The organism is Amycolatopsis sp. cg9, from assembly GCF_041346945.1.
Lineage (GTDB): Bacteria > Actinomycetota > Actinomycetes > Mycobacteriales > Pseudonocardiaceae > Amycolatopsis.
Window position 1 is genome coordinate 467,602 of the sequence record NZ_CP166850.1, and the last position, 20,720, is coordinate 488,321.

The 20,720-nt window shown below is 73.1% G+C and carries 15 protein-coding genes and 1 pseudogene; 2 read left to right on the forward strand and 14 right to left on the reverse strand.

Annotated features, from left to right (window positions below; translation table 11 throughout):
- Nucleotide 1: 1 nt before the first annotated feature.
- Together AB5J73_RS01780 and AB5J73_RS01785 are read right to left on the reverse strand one after the other, a co-directional pair.
- A complete protein-coding gene (locus AB5J73_RS01780) occupies nucleotides 2-1,603 on the reverse strand; it encodes a carboxylesterase/lipase family protein (protein ID WP_370967410.1) in 1,602 nt (533 codons plus the stop codon).
- Nucleotides 1,604-1,777: 174 nt separating this feature from the next.
- A complete protein-coding gene (locus tag AB5J73_RS01785) occupies nucleotides 1,778-4,996 on the reverse strand; it encodes a BTAD domain-containing putative transcriptional regulator (protein ID WP_370967412.1) in 3,219 nt (1,072 codons plus the stop codon).
- Between the two features lie 364 nt (nucleotides 4,997-5,360).
- Between AB5J73_RS01785 and AB5J73_RS01790 the strand changes: the two genes are divergently transcribed.
- Together AB5J73_RS01790 and AB5J73_RS01795 are read left to right on the forward strand one after the other, a co-directional pair.
- The gene (locus tag AB5J73_RS01790; RefSeq protein ID WP_370967414.1) at nucleotides 5,361-6,281 is read left to right on the forward strand and encodes an ArsR/SmtB family transcription factor; all 921 of its coding nucleotides are present in this window, start codon (nucleotides 5,361-5,363) and stop codon (nucleotides 6,279-6,281) included.
- Nucleotides 6,282-6,618: 337 nt separating this feature from the next.
- Nucleotides 6,619-6,885 (forward strand): hypothetical protein, encoded by a 267-nt coding sequence (locus tag AB5J73_RS01795; protein WP_370967416.1) that lies wholly within the window; start codon nucleotides 6,619-6,621, stop codon nucleotides 6,883-6,885.
- Here AB5J73_RS01795 and AB5J73_RS01800 read toward each other — a convergent pair.
- From AB5J73_RS01800 to AB5J73_RS01855, 12 genes and pseudogenes are all read right to left on the reverse strand, one after another.
- Nucleotides 6,879-7,442: pseudogene (locus AB5J73_RS01800) on the reverse strand (aminodeoxychorismate/anthranilate synthase component II); the annotation flags it as partial. The gene AB5J73_RS01795 and the pseudogene AB5J73_RS01800 overlap by 7 nt on opposite strands.
- Nucleotides 7,439-8,773 carry an anthranilate synthase component I family protein gene (locus AB5J73_RS01805; protein WP_370967418.1) on the reverse strand — a complete coding sequence of 445 codons (1,335 nt, stop codon included), beginning with the start codon at nucleotides 8,771-8,773 and terminating at the stop codon, nucleotides 7,439-7,441. The pseudogene AB5J73_RS01800 and the gene AB5J73_RS01805, both read right to left, overlap by 4 nt.
- On the reverse strand, nucleotides 8,770-9,927 hold the full coding sequence (locus AB5J73_RS01810) for a DUF362 domain-containing protein (protein WP_370967420.1): 1,158 nt from the start codon (nucleotides 9,925-9,927) through the stop codon (nucleotides 8,770-8,772). The genes AB5J73_RS01805 and AB5J73_RS01810 overlap by 4 nt, the downstream gene beginning before the upstream one ends.
- Complete coding sequence (locus AB5J73_RS01815) at nucleotides 9,920-10,597, reverse strand: cyclase family protein (RefSeq protein WP_370967422.1); 678 nt, start codon at nucleotides 10,595-10,597, stop codon at nucleotides 9,920-9,922. Before AB5J73_RS01815 ends, AB5J73_RS01810 begins: the two co-directional genes overlap by 8 nt.
- A gap of 14 nt (nucleotides 10,598-10,611) precedes the next feature.
- Nucleotides 10,612-11,946 carry a hypothetical protein gene (locus AB5J73_RS01820; protein WP_370967424.1) on the reverse strand — a complete coding sequence of 445 codons (1,335 nt, stop codon included), beginning with the start codon at nucleotides 11,944-11,946 and terminating at the stop codon, nucleotides 10,612-10,614.
- Between the two features lie 2 nt (nucleotides 11,947-11,948).
- Nucleotides 11,949-13,208: an MFS transporter gene (locus tag AB5J73_RS01825; protein ID WP_370967426.1), complete on the reverse strand. Its 1,260-nt coding sequence runs from the start codon at nucleotides 13,206-13,208 to the stop codon at nucleotides 11,949-11,951.
- Nucleotides 13,205-14,410 (reverse strand): ATP-grasp domain-containing protein, encoded by a 1,206-nt coding sequence (locus tag AB5J73_RS01830; RefSeq protein WP_370967428.1) that lies wholly within the window; start codon nucleotides 14,408-14,410, stop codon nucleotides 13,205-13,207. The genes AB5J73_RS01825 and AB5J73_RS01830 overlap by 4 nt, the downstream gene beginning before the upstream one ends.
- Before the next feature lie 76 nt (nucleotides 14,411-14,486).
- Nucleotides 14,487-15,734, reverse strand: a complete 1,248-nt coding sequence (locus AB5J73_RS01835; protein ID WP_370967430.1) for an ATP-grasp domain-containing protein — start codon at nucleotides 15,732-15,734, stop codon at nucleotides 14,487-14,489.
- Between the two features lie 10 nt (nucleotides 15,735-15,744).
- A complete protein-coding gene (locus AB5J73_RS01840; protein WP_370967432.1) occupies nucleotides 15,745-16,341 on the reverse strand; it encodes a disulfide bond formation protein DsbA in 597 nt (198 codons plus the stop codon).
- Nucleotides 16,338-17,435, reverse strand: coding sequence for a branched-chain amino acid aminotransferase (locus tag AB5J73_RS01845; RefSeq protein WP_370967434.1), 1,098 nt, complete (start codon nucleotides 17,433-17,435; stop codon nucleotides 16,338-16,340). The genes AB5J73_RS01840 and AB5J73_RS01845 overlap by 4 nt, the downstream gene beginning before the upstream one ends.
- Nucleotides 17,435-18,751, reverse strand: a complete 1,317-nt coding sequence (locus AB5J73_RS01850) for a lyase family protein (protein ID WP_370967436.1) — start codon at nucleotides 18,749-18,751, stop codon at nucleotides 17,435-17,437. The genes AB5J73_RS01845 and AB5J73_RS01850 overlap by 1 nt, the downstream gene beginning before the upstream one ends.
- Nucleotides 18,748-20,685, reverse strand: coding sequence for an FAD/NAD(P)-binding protein (locus AB5J73_RS01855; protein WP_370967438.1), 1,938 nt, complete (start codon nucleotides 20,683-20,685; stop codon nucleotides 18,748-18,750). The genes AB5J73_RS01850 and AB5J73_RS01855 overlap by 4 nt, the downstream gene beginning before the upstream one ends.
- Between the last annotated feature and the right edge of the window lie 35 nt (nucleotides 20,686-20,720).

Here is a 20,720-nt window from a genome sequence, read left to right on the forward strand (position 1 = left end):
TTCAGGCGCCCGGCGGAGGCGGCACGGTCGCCCAGAAGTCGCACTGGCTGCGCGTCGCCAGGTCGATCTTCTGGTTCCCGCCGGCGGACGCGAGGTCCAGCGACAGCGCGTCACGCGCCGTTCCGGTGCTGAACCGCGGCCACGCGGGCAGGCCCGAAGCGTTCGGGTCGCCGGTGCGGGCGAACGTCGACCAGTACTTGACCATCTGGTCCGAAAGCGCTTGCTGCTGCGCGTTCAGCGTCGCGCCGGTGAACTTCGGGAAGAGGTAGTTCAGTTCCGCGCCGTGCTCGGCACCCTCGTCGAAGCCGGGGATGTCGACCACCGGTGGCGCCGTGCGGTCGGAGAACTGGTAGACGAACAGCTTGGCCTGCCCGGCGATCGCGGCCCGGTACGCCGTGACGTGCTGGCAGGTGGCGAGCTGGTCGTCACCGGCGTCGCTGAGCACCTGCGACAGCGCGAGGCCCGGCGTCGGGTAGGCGGACGCGGGGTACCGCGCCAGGACGCGGTCGGCGTCCACGCCGAAGGTGTTCCGGATGATCTGCGGGTAGGACTCGGCGGTGACCGGGTTGCCCGAGGCGTCGTACTGGATGCTGACGATCATCCGCATCTCGTCGCGGTTGTTGCCCCACAACATCGGCACGCGGTTGAACTTGCCCTGCCGGAAGGCGTCGATCGGCTGCAGCGGCTGCTCGCTGCCCCCGACCACGGGCCCCTGCGGCAGCGGCGGCCACGCCTGCATCAGCGCCTTGACGTCGGTCTTGCCGCGCAGGCAGTTCGCGGCCGCGGCGGCGTCGGCGCAGCCGGACTGCGTGGCCACGGTCGTGCCCATGGTCTCGGCGGCGTCCTTGGTGAGCAGCGGGGAGCCGCAGCTGTAGGTCTCGCCGATCGCGCGCTGGAACAGCCCGGCCGAGGCGGGCGACGCGAGGTGGATGCACGCGGCCCCGGCGCCGGCGGACTGGCCGCCGATGGTGATGTTGCCGGGGTTCCCGCCGAAGCCGGCGATGTTGCGCTGCACCCACTTCAGCGACGCGCGCTGGTCCTGGATGCCGAAGTTGCCGGACTGCACGCCGGGCGTCTCGCCGTCGAGGGAGGGCAGCGCGAGGAAGCCCAGCACGCCGACCCGGTAGTTGACGGTGACGACCACGACGTCGCCCTGCACGGCCAGGCGGGCGGCGTCGTAGGTGGAGCTGGTGCCGTTCTGGAAACCGCCGCCGTAGAACCACACGACGACCGGCTTGACCCCGGACGTCTTCGGCGCGAAGACGTTCAGGTAGAGGCAGTTCTCCTCGTAGGACTCGATGATCCCGCCGAGCCCGCCGAGCTGCGCGCACTGGCTGCGGAAGTTCGTGGCGTCGAGGACGCCGTCCCACGACTTCGCGGCCTGCGGCGCCCGCCACCGCAGCGACCCGACCGGCGGCGCGGCGTAGGGCACGCCCTTGAACGTCACCAGGTCGGCGGCCGCGGTCCCGCGGACCACGCCGGTCTCGGTGAGCGCCAGCTCCCCGACGTACTTCGCCTCATCGGCGGTCGCCGGCCCGGCGACCCCCGACACCGCGAGCGCCACGGCGGCACCGACCGCGGCGATGGCTCTACCCCATCTCATCAAAGCTCCGAAGTTCTCTCGCCGGAAGGGACGACCGGGACGCTAAGCGCGCCCGCTTCCATTCCGCTTCCCCGCCGGCGAGAGCGCCCCAATGTGGCGTTCGGTGCGTCTGACGCACCGAACGCCACATTGGGTGCGCTGGACGCAACCAACGCCACATTGGGGTGCTTGGGGTCAGAGCCGGGACAGGACCTCGCGGGCGCGGGTCTGCAGCGCGGGCAGGCCGGCCGCGCGGCTGAGGCCCTCCTCGCACAGGCGACGGGCTTCCGCCCGACGGCCCTGACCCGCGTGGGCCCGGGCCAGTGCCAGCAGGCAGCGCACCTCGATCAGCCGCAGCCCGCCGCCGCGGGCCAGGTCGAGGGCTTCCGCGCCGACCAGCAGGACCTCCTCGTGGTCGCCGCGGGCGCCGTGGACCGACGCCATGCCGCTCAGCGCTTCCGCGACGTGCCACGGGGAACCCCAGTGCCGGGCCACCGCGACCGCCTCCCGCTGGTGGCGGACCGCCGAGCACGTCTCCCCCAGCGCCGCTTCCGCCCTGGCCAGCGCGTTGAGCGCGCCCACTTCGGTCTCGCGGTTCTGTTCCTGGCGGGCGATCTCCAGCCCCTGCACGGCTTGCGCGCGGCCCTGCTCGAACTCGCCGAGGTCGATCGACACCAGGCTCAGCCCGCACAGCGCCGAGCCCTGGCCGTACGGGTGGGAGTGCGCCTTGTGCAGGTCGAACGCCCGGGTCAGCGACCGCCGTGCGCCCGGCAGGTCGCCCTGCAGCCGCTGGACGACGCCGATCCCGACGAGCACCACCGCTTCGCCGAGCTGGTAGCCCTCGGCGACGGCGAGCTCCAGTGCCTCGTCGAGGCACGCGCGGGCCGCGTCGAGCAGGCAGCGCTGCCGGTGCACCGAGGCCAGGTTGTTGAGCACGCTCACCTGGCCCAGCCGGTAGCCGCACTGGCGCTGCAGGTCCAGCGCCAGCTCGAACTGCGAAGCCGCCTCCTCGAACCGGCCGGCCACCCGCAGCGCGATGGCGGACGCGTTGAGCGCGGCGGCCTTGCCCTCCGGCCAGTCGACGCGCTCGAACACGCGCAGCGCTTCGGTCATCCACTCGACGGCCTGCTCGTGCCGTTCCCGGTGGACGAACGCGAGCCCGATGCTCTGCGCGGTGACCGCCTCGACGGCGGGCACGTCGAGGCGGCGCGCGGCGGCCAGGACCGTGGTCGCGATGTCGACCCACTCGACCCGCCGTCCCCGGTGGTAGAACGCCGAGCGCACGGCGTCGGCGAGGTACCAGGCGACCGGGTACGGCCCGTCGGTCACCGCCTGCGTGACGACCGCGCAGAGGTTCTCGTGCTCGGCGTCGAGCCAGGCCGCGGCCTCGGCGGAGTCGGCGAAGGAGATGGGGTTCGCCGGCACCACCGCGGGTTCGCGCGGCAGCCGGGGGTCGTGCCGTCTGCCGAAGATCCGCTCCGCCGCGTCCGCGCCGGAGAGGTACAGCTCGACGAACCGGCGCCACGCCCGGGCCCGCGCCGCCGGGGCTTCGTGCGCGCCGGCTTGGCGCAGCGCGTACGCCCGCAGCAGGTCGTGCAGCCGGTAGCGGCCGGCCACGTGCTGTTCGACCAGGTGCGCCGCGGCCAGCAGCCGCAGCTGCCGCGCCACCGTGTCGACCGGGTCGCCGGTGAGCGCCGCGGCGCCGCGGGCGGTGAAGTCGGCGCACGAAGCCAGGCCGAGCAGCCGGAACAGCCGCCGCAGCTCCGGGGCGAGCGCCTCGTAGGAGACGGCGAACGCCCGCGTCACGGCGCTTTCGTCGGAGCCGTCCATGACGAGCTGCTTGAGCCGGTCGCCCTTGGCGAGGTCCGCGGCCATCGCGGCGACCGTGGTGTCCGGGCCGGTCGCGATGTTCGCGGCCGCGATCCGCAGCGCCAGCGGCAGGTGCCCGCACAGCTCGGCCAGCTCCCCGGCCGCCGCCGGCTCGGCCGCCACCCGGCCCTCGCCGAGCACGCCGCCGAGCAGCGCCCGCGAGTCCGCCTCGGTGAGCGCGCCGAGGCCGAGGGAGAACGCGCCGAACTCGGCGACCAGCCTGCCGAGCCGGTGCCGGCTGGTGACCAGCACGGTCCCGGTCGGCGGCAGCAGCGGCAGGACCTGCTCGGCGTCACGCGCGTTGTCGAGCACCAGCAGCACCTGCCGGTCGGCGAGCAGCGACCGGTAGAGCCCGGCCTGCGCGTCGACCTCCTCGGGGATCCGCCGCGGGTCGGCACCGAGCGCCCGCAGCAGCTGGGCCAGCGCGACCGCGGGCTCCATCGGCTCGCGGTCGGCGTCGAACCCGCGCAGGTTCACGTACAGCTGGCCGTCCGGGAACCGCTCGCGGACGCGGTGGGCCCAGTGCAGCGCGAGCGCGGTCTTCCCGACGCCGGGGATGCCGTGCACGATCCAGACGTCCGAGGCGTAGGCCCCGGCCCGCGCGGCGAGCTGGCGGTCCAGCTGCGCCAGCTGCTCGGTCCGCCCGGCGAAGCCGCGGACGTCGCGGGGCAGTTCGGCGGGCCGCGCGGGCACGACGACCTCGCCCACCGGCGCCGCCGGCTCCGGCGGTTCGTCGCCTTCGCCCTTGAGGACCTGCAGGTGCATCGCCCGCAGCCGCTCCCCGGGTTCGACGCCCAGCTCGGCGTCGAGGCGTTCGCGGGTCGCGGTGTAGACCTCCAAGGCCTCCGGGGTCCGGCCGGAGCGCTGCAGCGCGAGCATCAGCTGTTCCTGCAGCCGTTCGCCGAAGGGGTATTCGTCGACGAAGTGGCGCAGCTCCCGCACCACGTGCGTGTGCCTGCCGGTGGCGAGCTCGGCGTCGAAGAGCACCTCGAGCGCGGTCATCCGCTGCTCGGCCAGGATCTGGCCGCTGCGCCGCACGAGCACGTCGGTGACCCCGCCCAGCGGCGGTCCCTGCCAGAGTTCCAGTACCGCGCGCAGGCGTTCGACGCCCCGGCGCGGCTCCCCGCCGTCGATGAGCCGCCGGGCGTCCTTGGCGACGTCGTCGAAGAGCTCGGTGTCCAGTTCGCCGGGCCCGACCTCGATCAGGTACCCGGGTTCGCGGCGCACGATCACTTCGCGGCCGAGCAGTTTGCGCAGCTCCCAGACGCGCACCTGCAGCTGCCCGCGCGCGCTCGCCGGCGGGCGGTCCTCCCACAGCAGTTCGATCAGCTGGTCTTCGGAGACGACCTGGTTGGCGTTGAGCAGCAACGCCGCCAGCACGGTCCGCTGCTTCGGGCCGCCGAGCCGGGCGGGCCCGTCCACGCCGACCGCCGAAACCGGGCCGAGCAGCCGGTACTTGAGGTCCGTGAAGGCCGGGAGCGTCAGCACGGGTGCCGGCCGGGTCCGCACCGGCGCGGCGCGGTACGAGACTTCGTCGACCGTCACCGGCGACCTCCGGCGCGCCGGAGGGTCCGCGTTCTGCGTGCGTCGTTCGTCATGCGGGCGTCCGCCTTCCCCAGTAAAGTTCAGCCCCAGTGACGGAAAGTGTTCAGATCGTCACCGCGTCATCCCCCAGCCGGGTGAAGACACTCTTCGTCGAGCCGACCGTGCCAGCGGCGCGCGAGCAGCGTCAACCGGCTCGAAAACGTTTCGCGCCAGCCCGAAACGTCCACTCGGGACGCGGATCGCGGAACCTCTGTGACGTCGGGCCCGTGCCAGCGAAAACCCGCTCCACCAGGGCTATCCTCAGCCGGGAAGGGAGCGGTCGGCGTTGTTGAAAATTCACTTCACGGAAGCGGACCTGGCGAGGGTGACCATCGCCGAGGACGCCGACCCGATGTGGGAGCTGCTGATGAGCAGCTACCGGATCCGGCGCCCGGAAGGCGAGCCGCTGTTCGGCCGCTGGCGCCGGGGGTCACGCTCCGCAGTTCCCGAGTCCGGCCGGCTGCTCATGTCGGCGGTCCCCCCGTACGGCTACTGCCCCGACTTCCTCACCCCGGCCGGCGCCCGCACCATCGGCGAAGGCGTCTCGGCGGTGCTCGAAACGCCTTCGCCGGTGCTGGCCGCCGACGTCGCCGAGCTGGCGGCGCAGGGCACCCGCGTCCCGCCGTGGCTGCGGCGCCTCGCCGACGGCGAACCCCGCGAACTGCGGCGCCTGGGCACGGCCCTGCACGACTACTACCGCCAGTGCGTGGCCCCGGACTGGCCGTCGGTGCGCCGCGCGGTCGCCCGCGACCGCCGCCGCCTGCAGTCCAGCCTGGACCGCGGCGGCCCGCAGCTGCTGCTGTCGACGTTGCACCCGGACATCACGTGGACCCCGCCGGTGCTGCGCGTCCGCTTCCCGATCGAGCAGGAACTGCACCTCGACGGCCGCGGGCTGCGGCTGATCCCGACGTTCTTCGCGCACGGCATGCCGACGACGTACAAGGACCCCGGGCTGCCACCGGTGCTGGTCTATTCGATCAGCCACACGCGGTTCGAGAGCGACGCCGAGCCGGGCCCGTCACTGGCGGCGCTGCTCGGGCACACGCGGGCGCGGGTGCTGATGACGGTCGCGATCACGCGGTGCAACACGAGCGAACTGGCGGAGCTGACCGGGATTTCGCTCGCGACGGCGAGCCAGCACGCGTCGGTGCTGCGGGCGAGCGGGCTGATCACGAGCGCCCGGTCGGGGAAGTCGCAGATCCACGAGATCACGCCGCTGGGGCTGGGAGTGATCCGGGCGAGCTGACCCGGCCGCGGGGAGCGAACCGGGCGGGCGGAGCTGCCGCGAATGAGTCATTCGCGGCGCCGGAGGTCCCGAATGAGTCATTCGCGACGCCGGAGATCCCGAATGAGTCATTCGCGACCTCGCCGCCCCGCCCTCACCCGGTTGTGGCTTGCCTCATCCACGCCGGAGCGTGTTAGCCTGTCGCCGTGCAGCGCCTGATCTCGTCCTCGCGACTCGTAGTCCGGCGCGCCGGCTGAACCCAGGTCGCCGGCGCGCAGCCTCGGCGATCGCGGATTCCGCGGCACCTCTTTCGGGACCTGGCCCCGATCCCATCCGCACTTCCCCGTGGAGATCAGCCATGTCCAGTCCCACCACTTTCGCCGGCCGCCCGGCCATGCTGCTTCGGCGCCGCGTCGCCACCTACTTCACCGGCGGTGCCGAAGCGATCCCCACCCTGGTCCGCGCGCTCGAAGGCGCACTGGTGCACGAGCTGTCCGTCGACGTCAAGGACGGCGTCCGGGAGAGCAGCATGGTCTGCGCCGTCCTGCTGGGCGGCGACGAGATCGAGGCGCTGCTCGACCAGCTCCGCGCGCTGCCCGCGGTCGTCTCGGCCGAGCTCGCCTGACGCACCGCGTTCGCGACCATCGCCACGCCCTCCTCGGTGAACAGCGACTCGGGGTGGAACTGGACGCCCTCGATCGGGAACGCGCGGTGCCGCACACCCATGATCTCGCCGGTGTCCGACCACGCCGTCACCACGAGGTCCGCCGGGAGCGACGCCGGGTCGAGCACCAGGGAGTGGTAGCGCGCCACCGTCACGGGGCTCGGCAGCCCGGCGAAGACACCGGAGCCGTCGTGGGCCACCGCCGAGCACTTGCCGTGCATCGGCTCGGCCGCGTGCACCACCTCGGCACCGAACGCCGCGCCGATCGCCTGGTGGCCCAGGCAGACGCCGAACACCGGCACGCGCCCGGCGAGGCGGCGGACCAGCTCGACCGAGATGCCCGCGTCCGCCGGGTCGCCGGGGCCGGGTGAGATCAGGACCAGCTCCGGGTCGAGCGCGACGACGTCGTCCACCGAGATCTCGTCGTTGCGGTGGACGACGCACTCGGTGCCGAGCTCCCCCAGGTACTGCACCAGGTTGTAGACGAACGAGTCGTAGTTGTCGAGCACGCAGATCACGCGGCAGTCCCTTCCACCGTCACGCCGAGCGCGCGGGCGCCCGAGCCGAGCTTCGCCAGGCATTCCGCGTACTCCTCGGCCGGGTCCGAGTCGTGAACGATGCCGCCGCCCGCCTGCAGGCGGATTTCGCCGTCGCACCAGACCATGCTGCGGATCGTCAGGTACAGGTCCACGTGGGACCGGCCGAACGAGCCGACCGCGCCGGAGTACAGCCAGCGCCGGGACGGCTCGAGCGCGTCGATGATCTCCATCGCGCGCACCTTCGGCGTGCCGGTCATCGTGCCCGCCGGGAAGGTGGCCCGGATCAGCTCGTCCGTGCCCCGCTCGGCCGGCGGCTCGCCCCGGACGTCGGACGTCAGGTGCATCACGTGCGAGTACCGCTCGACCGCCATCAGCCGTTCGACCGAGACGCTGCCCGGGCGGCACACCCGGCCGAGGTCGTTGCGGGCGAGGTCGACGAGCATCCGGTGCTCGGCCAGTTCCTTCGGCGACGAGCGCAGGTCGTCCTCGGCGAGCCGGTCGGCGCGGCCGTCGCGGCCCCGGGGCCGGGTGCCGGCGAGCGGGCGGATCAGCGCGCGGCCCCCGGACAGCGTCAGGCACGGTTCCGGGGAGGCGCCGACGGCCTCGAAGCGCGGCCCGCCGTACCAGAAGTGGTACGGCGACGGGTTGATCTCCGTGAGTCTCTTGTAGACGCTCAGGCCGTCCACGGTGGCCGGTGCGGTCCACGCGTTGGACAGCACCAGCTGGAAGACGTCGCCGTCGAGGATGTGCTGCTGCGCGCGCCGCACCGCGGCCACGTACTCGTCGTAGGCGAAGCCGAACCGGCCGGCGCCGACGGCGACCGTCCCGAGTGGAGCGACGACGAGCCGGTCCAGGGTCCGGGCGACCTGTTCGGCCGCCGTGCGCGCGGCCGCGGGGGTCGTTCCGCGGCCGATCACCCGCCCGTCGGCGACCAGCACCTCGGGCAGGAAGAACTCGTACGCCGGCCGGCCGGTCGCCGCGTGCCGGCTCGGGAGCCGCTCGAAGTCCCGCGCCGCGTCGTAGGCGAGGAACCCGAACCAGGCCGCCTCGGCGTCGGTGGTGCCGGGCGGCAGGTCCAGGCTGCGGAGCAGGTCCACGGCGGCGGTCAAGGGGGCACCGCCGCCGGGGTGCGAGAGGACGGCGAGTTCGCCCGCGGCCAGCACGGCCGCCGAGCCACCCGCTCCGGCGGTGAGCATGACGCGGCCGGCGGGCCGCAGCGCCGCCGCGGCCGCGACCGGATCCACCGTCGTGGCCAGGGAAACCACGTGGCGGTGCAGCCGGTCGCCCGGGGACAGCGCGGACGTGATCATCGCACGCCCGCCGGCACCCGGAACTGCGTCCGCTCGTGGTCGCCGACCGGTTTGCCCATGGCGTACCGGAACGCGGCCAGCTGGATCGCCCGCGGCGGGCAGCCTTCGACGAAGATCCCGAGGTCCCGGCTTTCGTACAGGCAGTTGCCGACGAGCACCACTTCCCCGCGCAACGGCGGCAGCTCCACCTGCGGCCCCGAAATGACCGTCATTTCCCCGTCCCACTCGCACAACTCGCCGGCCAGCGCCTTCATCGCCCCGGCCACGAACCGGCTGCAGGCGGGGCACGCGTGTTCGGCGTACACGTGGATTCCCGGGCGTGGCACGACGATCTCCACCGGCGCCTTGACCATGTCGAACGCCAGCTCGGGCACCGGCGTGCCGAGCACTTCGATGTCCTCCGGTGACAACGGCCCCATCCCCCGCGCGTGCGCGTCCCGCAGGTACGCCACGCTGGCCGGGTCGAACCCGGCCAGCGTGCCGACGGCGACGTCGAGCGCCACGGCGTTGCGGCTCGCGGCGAGGAACCCGACCTCGCGCGCGCGGCCGTCCATCGGGTAGTTGCCCTCGATGACCGTGGTCCCGTCGCACACCACGAGGTCCTGCGGCCGCATCAGGTTCAGGTCCACAGTGGACTCGTCGACGCCCGCCATGTGCACGATCCGGGTGGTGTACCCGGGCAGCAGCCCGACGAGGTTCTTCATCGCGTTCGAGTAGACGACGCTCGCGTGCGTGCGCAGCTGCGGGACGCCGATGAAGAAGTCGCAGTCCAGGATCAGCTCGGGGACGGCGATCGGCACGCGCAGCGACGTCGCGCCCGGGATGCCGGTGATCCGCAGCGGCAGGTCGTCGAAGCTGACGATCCGGGCGTACTTCGCGGCTTCGTGGTCGTTCAGCAGCTCGTAGATCGCGTGCGTGCGCTCGGCGATCACCGGCCGCGCCCCGTACCCGGCGACGACCCGGGCGATCGCCGCCAGCAGCGCCGGGCTCACGTGGAACCCCGGCTTCGTCTGGAACAGGTTCGGCTTGATCAGCACCTCGTCGCCGGCCCGCAGCCCGGCCAGCGGCGCGCCGAGCAGGTCGAGCAGCCGGTCCAGCCCGGCCGGCACCTCGGCGTCGCCGCCGACCGCCGTGAGGGCGACCTGCTCAGTCATCCGTCTCCTCCAGCGCGATCACCCGGGCCGGCGCGGCCTCGGCGCCGGCCACCTTGGTCGGCAGCGCGAACAGCCGCACGACCTGCTGGGTCAGCTCGTGCATGTTGGTGACGTACTCCAGCAGCGGGATCCCGGCGGCCAGGAGCGCGTGGTGCACGGGCGACGCGGCGTCGCCGGGACGTTCGGTGAGGCAGTCGAGCCCGAACAGGCTCGCGCCGTTGTCGATGGCCCACTCCGCGGCCGACGGCGTCAGGTACGGCGGCCGGTCCCAGTAGTCGGGGCGGCCCCAGTTGTGCCGCAGGTAGTCGGTGCGCACGAGCAGCCGGTCGCCCGGCTGCCACACCGGCCGCAGCGTCTTCTCCAGGTCCTCGCCGGTCACCGGGTCCAGCTCGCCCTTGTAGGACAGGTCGGCGACGCAGGCGCGGCCGATCAGCGTCTCCAGCGGTACCTCGTCGATCCCCTCGGTACCGGGGTAGAAGTGCAGCCGGTACTCCATGTGCGTGCCGTTGTGCGGGAAGACGTGCAGGTACGAGAACGTGCGCTCGGTGCCGTACGGGTCCGTTTCCGGTGTCATCGAGCGTTCGCTGACGAACTTCGGGAACCAGTCGGCGGGGTAGGACGGCATTCCGTCGTAGAAGCCGTGGGTGAGGTCGACGAGTCGGGCCACCACGAGTTCCTCCTTGCTCAGCAGGTGAAGAGGCAGGTGTTGCGGACGTTCGCGTTGTTGATCATCGTGATGACCGTGGTGCCGCCGGGCGGGATGGCGCGGATGCCGCCGCCGGACAGGCCGGACGGCGTCATGAAGGCGGCCCAGAGGGCGTACCACTCGCTGCGCTCGCCGGTCTCCGGGTCGATCACCGCCTCCACGTTGGGGGGCACGATCTCCTGGACGAGCGAGCCGGCGCGCGAACCCGCGTCGAGGGTTTCCCGCCACGTCGCCGCGTCGACCTCCTGGCCGATGACGACGCCCTGGCCGCCGGACAGCCCGGCCGGCTTGAACACCAGCTGGTCCTGGCGCGCCACGCACTCCTCGATGCGCCGCGTGTCCGGGCCGGCGCCGGGGCGGCCGAGCATGCGGCACCACGGCAGCACGCGCTCGATCACCGCGCGCTCGTCGGCCGGGAAGAGTTCCACGAACTCCGACAGCATGGCGAGCGTTCCCTTGTTGCCGAACACGTTCGTCGGCGTCCACACCACGACCTGCCCGGCTTCGTGCGCGCGGAAGACCGGCTCCAGGAGCTCGTCGCAGTCGGGCTGCTCGAGCATTTCTTCGAGGCCGTAGTACCGCAGGACGACGTCGATGCCGGTGCCGTCCAGGTACGGCTTGCCGCGGCGGAACCGCAGGTCACCGATTTCCCCGACGCGGCAGTCGATCTCGTTCTCCGCGAGGAGCTCGGCGATCGCGCGGCGCTGGTGGCCGTACCGCGCCATCCCGCCGGGTCCTTCGAGGATGGCGACCACCGGCTCGCCCGCCCCGATCGTCTTGCCCGCGCCGCGCAGGGCTTCGGCGAGGTCCGAACCCATGTCGAGGAAGCCGAGGCCGTGCTCGGCGGCGAACTCCGCGACCGCGGGGACCTTCAGGTACGCCTTGGGCAGCGTGCCCACCATGTCCAGGCCGCCGAGCGCGCTGCCGATGTTGTATTCGAGCAGCTTGAACGCCGAGCCGTCGAAGTAGACGTCCGCCCGGCCGTACAGCGGCGGCGGTCCGTCGCCGAGCAGGCGGCACATCAGCGTCGCGTGCCGGTCGTCGATGCCCAGCGCGGTGCGGAACCGGTCGAAGTCCCCGCCGTACATCCGCCGCGGCAGGCCGGTGACGAGCTCGTAGACCGTGACGAGGTCCCGGCCGAACGCGCGGTATTCGGCCTCGTCGACGAAGATCGGCCGCGGCAGCAGCCGGGGCCAGGACAGGCGTTTCGCTTCCGAGAGCTCGAGGCTCGCCCGCGCGTGGCGGAGCGGGCCGTCCGGGTCCTCGCAGCCGGCGAGGTACGCCTCGGTGATCCGATCGGACCGTGCCGACATGGTTACCTTCCCAGGGTTTCGGGGACGGGGGTGGCCGCGGGCGTCTCGCGGCGGGCCAGGATCACCCGGTACTGCAGGATGACCACGACGCCGAAGAGCAGGTAGATCGCGGCCATCCCCTGCGTGGCGAGCACCGCGCTCAGGCTGACCAGCACCGAGTTGACGATCTGGCCGAACCGGATGTGGAGGTAGTACGCGGCCAGGTACCGCGGCCGGCCCTCCTCTGGCGCCAGTTCCGCCAGCAGCGCCTGCTGGACCGGCAGGTTCATCAGCTCGCCGACGGTCAGCACGACGACGGCGGCCAGCAGCAGCCAGGCGTCGTCCGTGACCGCGAGCACCGCGAACCCGCCCGCGTACAAGGCGATCCCCGCGTAGAGCCGGGCGCGGTCGGGCAGCCGGCGCAGCAGCGTGTTGACGACCAGCGCGAAGACGACGACCAGGACGGTGTTCACGGCCTTGAGCACGCCGAGCATCTGCACACCGGTGACGGCCCCGAACGGGAAGACCTCCTGGACGGGGAAGTCCGTCGACAGCCGGATGCCGATCGCCGTGCTCAGCTGGCCTTCGAGGGTGAGGATCAGGGTGGCGGCGATGATCAGCCGCCGGAACGTCGAGTCGGCCAGCACCACCTTGTAACCCTCGGCGAACTGCGCGAGCCCGGTCAGCTTCGCGGGCGGCCGCGGGGTGTCCGGTTTCGTCTCCGCCACGAGCGCGACGGTGGTGACGAGTGCGAAGGCCATGCCGACGGCGCCACCGAGGATGACCGCGCCGAAGTGTGCGCTGTACAGGAAAGCGCCGAGCAGGGCGCCGGCGCCGAGCGCGACGTTGATCACCCAGTAGTTGACCGTGTAGACGAACTTGCGGTCCGCCGGCGGGGTGACGTCGATGATCGTCGCGTCGTTGGCGGGCAGCGCGAGGTTCGTCCCGAGCTTCACGACCGCGTAGCTGAAGTAGACCGCGAGCGCGCCCCAGCCGGAGTAGTAGGCGACCGCCATCAGCGCGAGGAAAGCCGTGCCGACGAGATCGCCGGCGATGAGCACCGGCCGGCGTCCCCAGCGCTCGGACAGGTGCCCGCCGGCGAGCATGCCGACGACGGCGAAGGCGGCGAACACCAGGATCAGCGCGCCGGCGACGGCCACGCCGACGTGCGCGGCGAGGTAGATGGCGATGAACGTGAGGATCATCGCGTCGATCAGCTTGTGGACGAACGCCAGCCCGATCCGGAGCCGGACGTTGCGGTGCAGTGCGAAGAAGTTCCTCATCGGACCTCCACCTCGATCAGGTCCCGGACGCGGGCAGCGCGGGCGTGGGCTTGCGCGGTGTCTTCGCAGCCGGTGAGGATGACGAAGCCGTGGCGGGTCTTGGAGCTCACCGTTTCCGGGAGCACGTCACCGGGCTCGAAGGGGAAGCTGAGCGTGTCCACGAAGTCCAGCGCCCGCGCTTCGGCCACCCCGGACACCCGGCGCAGGGTCCCGGCGGGGAAGCCGAAGTACGCGATGTGCCCGACCTTTCGCGTGGGCCCCGGCACCGGCGCCCGCCCGGCGAGGGCGGCGAACATCGCGCGCTTGACGTCGAAGTCCCGCGCGTGCTCGATGAGGTTCGGGATCTTGTCGCCGCCGAGCCGGGCCTGCGACTCGACGATCCGCGGTCCGGTTCCGGTCAGGATGACCTCGGTGTGCGCGGGACCGCACTGGTACCCGGCGGCGTCGAGCAGTTCCACGGCGAGCGCGGCGACCTGCCGGGTTTCCGGTGTCTCGGGCTCGCCGTGGACGTGCCCCCGCTCGACGAAGTGCGGCAGCGGGCCGAGCAGCTTCCGCGTCACGCCGACGACGTGGTGCTCCCCGCGCACGGTGAGCGTCTCGACGCTGAACTCGGGGCCGCGCAGGTACTCCTCGACCAGCAGCGGTCCTTCGTAGCCGTCGAGCTCCCGGCTCCGGTCCGCCAGGTCCGCCGGGTCGGTGAGCAGGAAGACCCCGCGGCTGGCGGACAGCCGCGCCGGCTTCACCACCACCGGCAGGGTGAAGTCCTCGAGCAGCTCGGGTATTCCGGTCCAGTGGTCCGCGGTGGCGAAGCGAACGGACGAGATCCCCTTGTCCCGCAGGAGGGTGCGCATCGCGAGCTTGTCGTTGAGCAGGGCGACCGAACGCGGCGAGTTGACCGCCTTGCCGAGTTCGTCGGCCACGTCGTAGGCGAGCTGCATGCTTTCTTCGCTGCCGACGTGCCAGACGAAGTCGGCGTCGGCCGCCGCGTCGCGAATCGCTTGCGCGTAGGCGGCGGGGTCGGTGAAGTCGGTGAGGCGGAAGGCATCGGCCTGCGCCTCGACCTCGCGGAGGTACTCGGCGGCCTGGGCGCCGAACAGCCGCCCGGCTTCGGCCGGGTCCCAGATCGCGGTGATCCGGAAGCCTTCGGCCTGCGCCTTCCGGAGGTACGCCTGGTACGGCATCACCATGACCAGGTTCGGCATGTCTGTTCTCCTGTCGGGATTCGGTGCACCCAGCTTGACGGCCGCGGCCATCGGCCGGACATCGAACGAGCATCGGTCAGCCGCGCCGGGTGGTGACCACGACCTGCTGGACCGCGGCCTCCGCGATCCGCCCCGCCAGGTACGGGTCCGCAGCCACCGCCAGCACGTGCCCGACCCGGTCTTCGTTGACCCGCAACGCGTCGACGCGATCACCGGGCGCGACCGCGACCACCGCCTCGAGCACCCCGGGCACCGCGGCCGCGATCGCCACCCCGCTCACGTCCGCCACCACCCCCGGTTCGGCGGTCAGGTACCGGATCGCCGCACCCCCGACCGGCACCGGCGCGACGGACACCGGCTCGCCGAGGTGCAGCCGGATCAGCAGTTCCATCGTGGACACCCCGAAGCTCCGGTCCATCAGCTCGGTGATCCGGTCGCCCGCCGGGCGCGGGTTGATCTCGATCAGCTTCGGCCCGTCGGCCGTGTACTTCAGCTCGACGTGCGCGATGCCGAGGTCGAAGCCCACCGCCGTGGTCGCCGCCACCGCCGCGGCCGCCAGCGAAGAGCGGACGCCGGCCGGCAACGCCGTGGGGAAGCCGTGGCCCAGCTCGACGAAGCGGTTGTGGCCGCCGAGGATCTTGTCGGTCACCCCAAGCACGCGGACGCCGCCGGCCGACGCCAGGACCTCCACGCTCACCTCGAAGCCGACCAGGCACTCCTCGACGAGTACCTCGGCCGCCCGGGGCTGGCCGCGGCGGTTGGTCGTCTCGGCGCGGATGGCCTCGAACGTCGAGCGCACCTCGTCCGGGTCCGCGCACCGGACGACGTGGGTGCCGCTGGTCTCGTCCACCGCCTTCACCACGCACGGGAACCCGATCGCCGCGGCCGCCGCCACCGCGTCCGCGGCCGTGGTCACCACGCGGAACGCCGGGATCGGCACCCCGGCCTCGGCCCAGCGACGTCGCTGGGCCGCCTTGTTGCGGGCCACCCGGATCGCGGCCGGGTCCGGGCCGGGGAGGCCGAGCTGGCGCGCCGCCTCCGCGGTCTGGACCACCTCGTACTCGGCCACCGACAGCAGGGCGTCGAGCGGCGCGGCGGCGTCGACCGCCTTGACCGCCTCCAGCAGCGGTTCCAGCTCGTGGGTCGGGCAGGTGACGAACTCGTCGACGCAGCCGCCGAGGACCTCGGTGCCGCCCGGCGTCGCGTGGTAGCGGTCCAGGCCGCTGCTGAAGAACGTGACGTGCAGCCCCAGCGCGCGGGCGGCGCGCAGCGTGTCGAACCCGGATCCGGAGCGGTTCGACTCGACGATCCCGATGCGTTTCATGACCGTTCCCTCACTCGTAGTCCAGGCCGGGCGTGCGTGCCCGCTTCAGCTCGAAGAAGTGCGGGTTGCGCGCCAGCGCCACCGCCCCGTCGAACAGGCTCACCGCGTCTTCGCCCCGCGGGATCGCGTTCAGGACCGGGCCGAAGAAGCCGGCCCCGTCGAGGTGGATCGCCGGCGTGCCGAGGTCCGCGCCGACCGGGGCCAGCGCCTCGGCGTGGCTCTTGCGGAGGGCCTCGTCGTGGTCGCCGCTCGTCGCCGCGGTCGCGAGCGACCCGGGGAGCCCCACTTCCGCCAGCGCCTGCGCGACGACGTCGGGGTAGTTCTTGTTCCGTCCGTTGTGGATCCGCGTGCCGAGCGCGGTGTAGAGGTCGCGCAGCACCTCCTCGCCGTGGTGCTGCGCGGCGGCGGTGCAGACCCGCACCGGGCCCCACGCGCGGTCGCAGAACTCGCGGTACCACGGCTCGAGCTCGCGGTCTTCGTTGAGCACCGCGAGGCTCATCACGCGGAAGCTCAGGGTGATGTCCCTTCGCTGCTCCACTTCGAGGATCCACCGCGAGGTGATCCAGGCGAACGGGCAGGCCGGGTCGAAGTAGAAGTCGACCTTCACGGAGTTCCCTCCCAGTCCCGGCCGACGGCGTGCAGCCAGCCGAACTCGTCGGGGGCCTGGCCGTACTGGATGTCCAGCAGCGCGTCCCGCACGCGGCGGGTGACCGGGCCGGTCGTGCCGTCGCCGACCGTCCACTCGCGACCCGGCGTGGCGGCGGACCCGACCGGCGCGACGGCGCGGGCGGTGCCGCAGGCGAACGTCTCGGTGATGCGCCCGGACCGGCAGCCGCGCTCCCAGTCGTCGATCGTGATCGGCTCCTCCACGGCTTCCAGGCCCAGCCGCGGGGCCAGGCGCAGGATCGAGTCGCGGGTGACCCCGGCCAGCAGCGTCCCGCTCAACGGCGGCGTGACGAGCCGGCCGGCTTCGACGAAGAACAGGTTCGAGCCGCCGACTTCCTCGACGTACCGGCGTTCGCGCGCGTCGAGCCAGACGACCTGGTCGCAGCCGTGCTCGGCGGCTTCCCGCTGGGCGAGGTAGGACCCGCCGTAGTTGCCGCCGCACTTGACGGTGCCGGTGCCGCCGTCGACGGCGCGGACGTAGTCGGGCGAGGCCCACAGCCGGATCGGGGCCGGCTCGGCGGCGGGCCGCGCGGGGCTGCCGATGACGGCGAAGAGGTACTCCTCGGCCGGCCGGTTCGACAGGTGCGTTTCCGCGGCGAGCAGGAACGGCCGCAGGTAGAAGCTGTGCCCGCGGGCCTGCGGCACCCAGTCGCGGTCGACGCGCACCAGCGCCGTGACGGCGGCGACGAAGTCCGCCTCCGCCAGTTCCGGCATGGCCATCCGGTGCGCCGAGCGCGCGAACCGGCGGGCGTGGTCGCCGGGGCGGAAGAGGGCGTGCTGCCCGTCCGCCCGCCAGAACGCTTTCAGGCCTTCGAAGATCGTCTGTCCGTAGTGGAGCGCCATCGTGGCCGGGTGCAGCGAGAACGCGGCGAGCGGGCCGGTGCGGGCGTCGTGCCAGCCGTGCTCGGCGTCCCACCGCGCGGTCACCATGTGGTCGGAGTAGAGCGAGCCGAACCCGGGCATCCGCAGCAGCGCCTCCCGCTGTTCGGCGGGCATCGGGTCGATCCGCTCGGGGGTGAACTCCAGCGTCGTCATCAGTGCCTCTCACGTTCGAAGCGGGCCAGCGCCCGGTCGGCCAGCGGGCCCGAGAGCCCCAGGTAGCCCGCCGGCTCCAGCAGGTCGGGGGGAACGTCCACGTCGAGCACGTCGACCAGGTCGGCGCCGGTCCGCTCGGCTTCGGCGGCCGCCGCGGCGAGCAGGCGCTTGGCCGCGCCCTTGCCGAGCACCGGCGCCAGCACGGCGTTGACGCGTTCGGAGACGATCGCGCCCCGGGTGAGCCGCAGGTTCGCCGCCATCGCCCCGGGTGAGACGCGCAGCGAGGCGGTCAAGCGGGCCGCGTTGGCGGCGGCGCCGGCCGCGGTCCGCAGGCACTCCCGCAGCGGCTGCCACTCGGCGTGCCAGCCGCCGGCGGACCGCTCGTCCTCGGCACTCATCGACTGGAACAGGACGACCGCGAGCGGCGGCAGCTGCCGGGCCGCCGTCGCCACCAGCGTCGCGAACACCGGGTTGTGCTTCTGCGGCATGGCCGAGGACGCGCCCCGCCCCGGCGCCCGCTCCTCGGTGACCTCGCCGATTTCGGTGCGGGACAGCACGAGGACGTCGGCGGCGAGCTTGCCGAGGACGCCGGTGGTGACGAGCAGCGCCGAAGCGACGTCGGCGATCGGCGTGCGGATCCCGTGCCACGGTGCCACCTGCCGGGCGAGCCCGAGCTTGGCGGCCACCAGATCGGGCAGCTGCAGTGAGCCGGCGCCGTACTCCTCGTACGCCGCCAGGGTGCCGGCCGCGCCACCCAGCGAAACCGGCAAGGCGGCCCGGACCCGGCGCACCCGCTCGACGGCGTCGAGCACGCCGTGCAGCCAGGTCGCCGCCTTGAGCCCGAAGGTGACCGGGACGGCGTGCTGGGTCAGCGTGCGCCCGGCCATCGGCGTGTCCCGGTGCGTCCGGACCAGCCCGGCCAGGCCTTCCGCCGTGGCCAGGAGGTCCGCTTCGACGCGGTCGAAGGTGGCCGCGCACAGCAGCACCAGCGCCGTGTCGAGGATGTCCTGGCTGGTACTGCCGCGGTGGACGTACTCGGCGGCGCTCTCGTCGACCGCCGCGGTGAGCGCGGCGACGAACGCCACCACGGGGTTCGCCGTCTCGCGCACGCCGGCGGCCACCACGGCCGGGTCGATGTGCTCCGGCACGGCCGCGGCCCGGATGGCCTTCGCGGCTTCCCCGGGGATCACCCCCAGCTCGGCCTGCGCCTCGGCGAGCGCGACCTCGGTGGCGAGCATGGCGGTCAGCAGCGCGTGGTCGTCGACGAGCGCGCCGGCGCCCGTGCCCGCCCACGCGGCGGCGAGCAGTTCGCTCACGCGGTCCTCCCCAGGTCGTCCCGTTCCGCGGCGATCCGCAGGCACGAGCGCGCGATCGCGTCGGCGTCGCCGAGGATCACGGAGTTGACGCCGGGCCGGATGCCCGCGGCGGTCACCCAGTGCACGGCTTCGGTCGGTACGCCGAACGCGAACCGCCGCGGGTGCGGCCGGTCGGCGGCGTCGAGCAGGTGGTACGGCCGCCGTCCGACGGCCAGCCCGCCGGTTTCGTACTCGCCGATGCGGTACGGCCGGCACTCACCACGCTCGAGCAGCGCCCGCAGCAGCGGGTCCGTCGTGCGCCGCAGGTCGGTCTCCGGCAGGCGGGCCTCGATCAGCGTGCGCGCGCGGACCGTGACGTCGGGGCAGGTGGCCGACCAGGCGGCGAACCGGCCGCCGTCGCCCTCGACCCGCAGGTCCGGGCCGAGCACTTCGAGGACGCCCGCGTCCAGCAGCGCCGCGAACTGCTCGACGCGCTCGGCGGGCGGCCCGATCGAGAGGTAGGCGTTGAGCGGCATGTACCAGCGCTGCAGGTCGTCGCGGTACGACGCGCCCGAGAGGCCGCGGTGGTCGACGACCATCCGGATCTCGTTGCGCAGGTCGCGCAGGACGTCCGTGGCCGCCTTGAGCGGCCCGGTCACGTTGCCGCGGTGCGCTTCGGCCAGCTCCTCGTCCACATAGGACCGGAGCCAGCCGCGGAACGCCTCCGTCGAAGCGAGCGCGGCGGCCGGGTACGGCGTGGCCACGCGGCGCCAGTCCCAGGTCCGCTCGACGCCGAACTTGGCGAGGACGATCCGCTGCGCTTCGGTTTCCCGGACCGCCAGCGGGTTCCCGGACAACGGCACGTCGGCGAACCCGGCGGCCGCGAACGTCTCGGTGAACTCCTCGACGTCGCAAGCGCAGCCCCGGTCGCGCACCTGGGCCGCGTAGAAGACCGTGCGGACCTCCTGGTCGATCAGCGGCCAGACGTCCCGGCGGAAGTCGGCGCCGCCGCGGGCGCGCAGCCGCCCGATCACGCCGGGGGTCAGGTACCGCGGCTCGTGCCGGCCGGACGCGCCCTTTTCGTTGCGGGCGCGGGCCTGGTACGGCACCCCGCGCCGGGACCCGGCGATCAGCTTCGGCTCCCGGCCGGACGGCACGTAGGCGAGCGTGCCGTCCGGGTTCCGGGTGAACTCGCCACCGCGGCCGAGCGTGAGCAGGGCCAGGTGGTCGAAGAAGTTCAGGCCCATCCCGCGCAGCAGCACCGGTTCGCCGGCGGGCACGCCGGCCAGCGGCACGTCGGCCGGGTTGTCCGGCGCGAAGTAGCGCAGGCCGTGCCGCTCGGCGTACCGGCTCAGGTCCGCTTCGGCCGGGCCGGGCTCGTGCGGCAGGTGCCCCAGCGAAAGCACGACGGCGGCCAGCCCGCCGACGGTCGTCCCGTCGTCGAGCACGACCTCCTGCCGTCCCGCGCCGGTGTCGCGGACGTCGATCGCCCGCGCCTGGTGCGCCACGAACTCGAGCGACGGCGGCGCGAGCCGGGTGATCCGCCGCCGCGTCCAGCGCAGGTAGCTGCCGTAGAACGCCCGCGACGGGTAGTCGTCCGGGCCCAGCTCGGCGGCTTCGGCCCGGACGGCGTCCGGCACGTCCGGGCTGCCGAGCAGCGCGATCGACCGCGCCCATTCGTACAGGCTCGGGCCGCGCACGACCGGACCTTCGCAGTCGACGGTCTCGTCGACGAACATGGTCACCTGACCGGCGACCGTGTTCATCAGCAGCAGGCGGTCCTGCGTGCTCCGCCACACCTGGCCGCCGTCGGCCACCCGCGGGTCGACGAGGTGGACGACGAGCCGTCGTCCCGGCGGCACGAGCGCGCCGGCGTTGGCGCACAACCGCTCCGCCACCGACAGCCCGCGCGGGCCGAGCCCGACCACGGCGATCTCCGACGTCTCACCGAACACTTTCTCCCACTCCCGTACAGGTCGCGAGTGGGAAA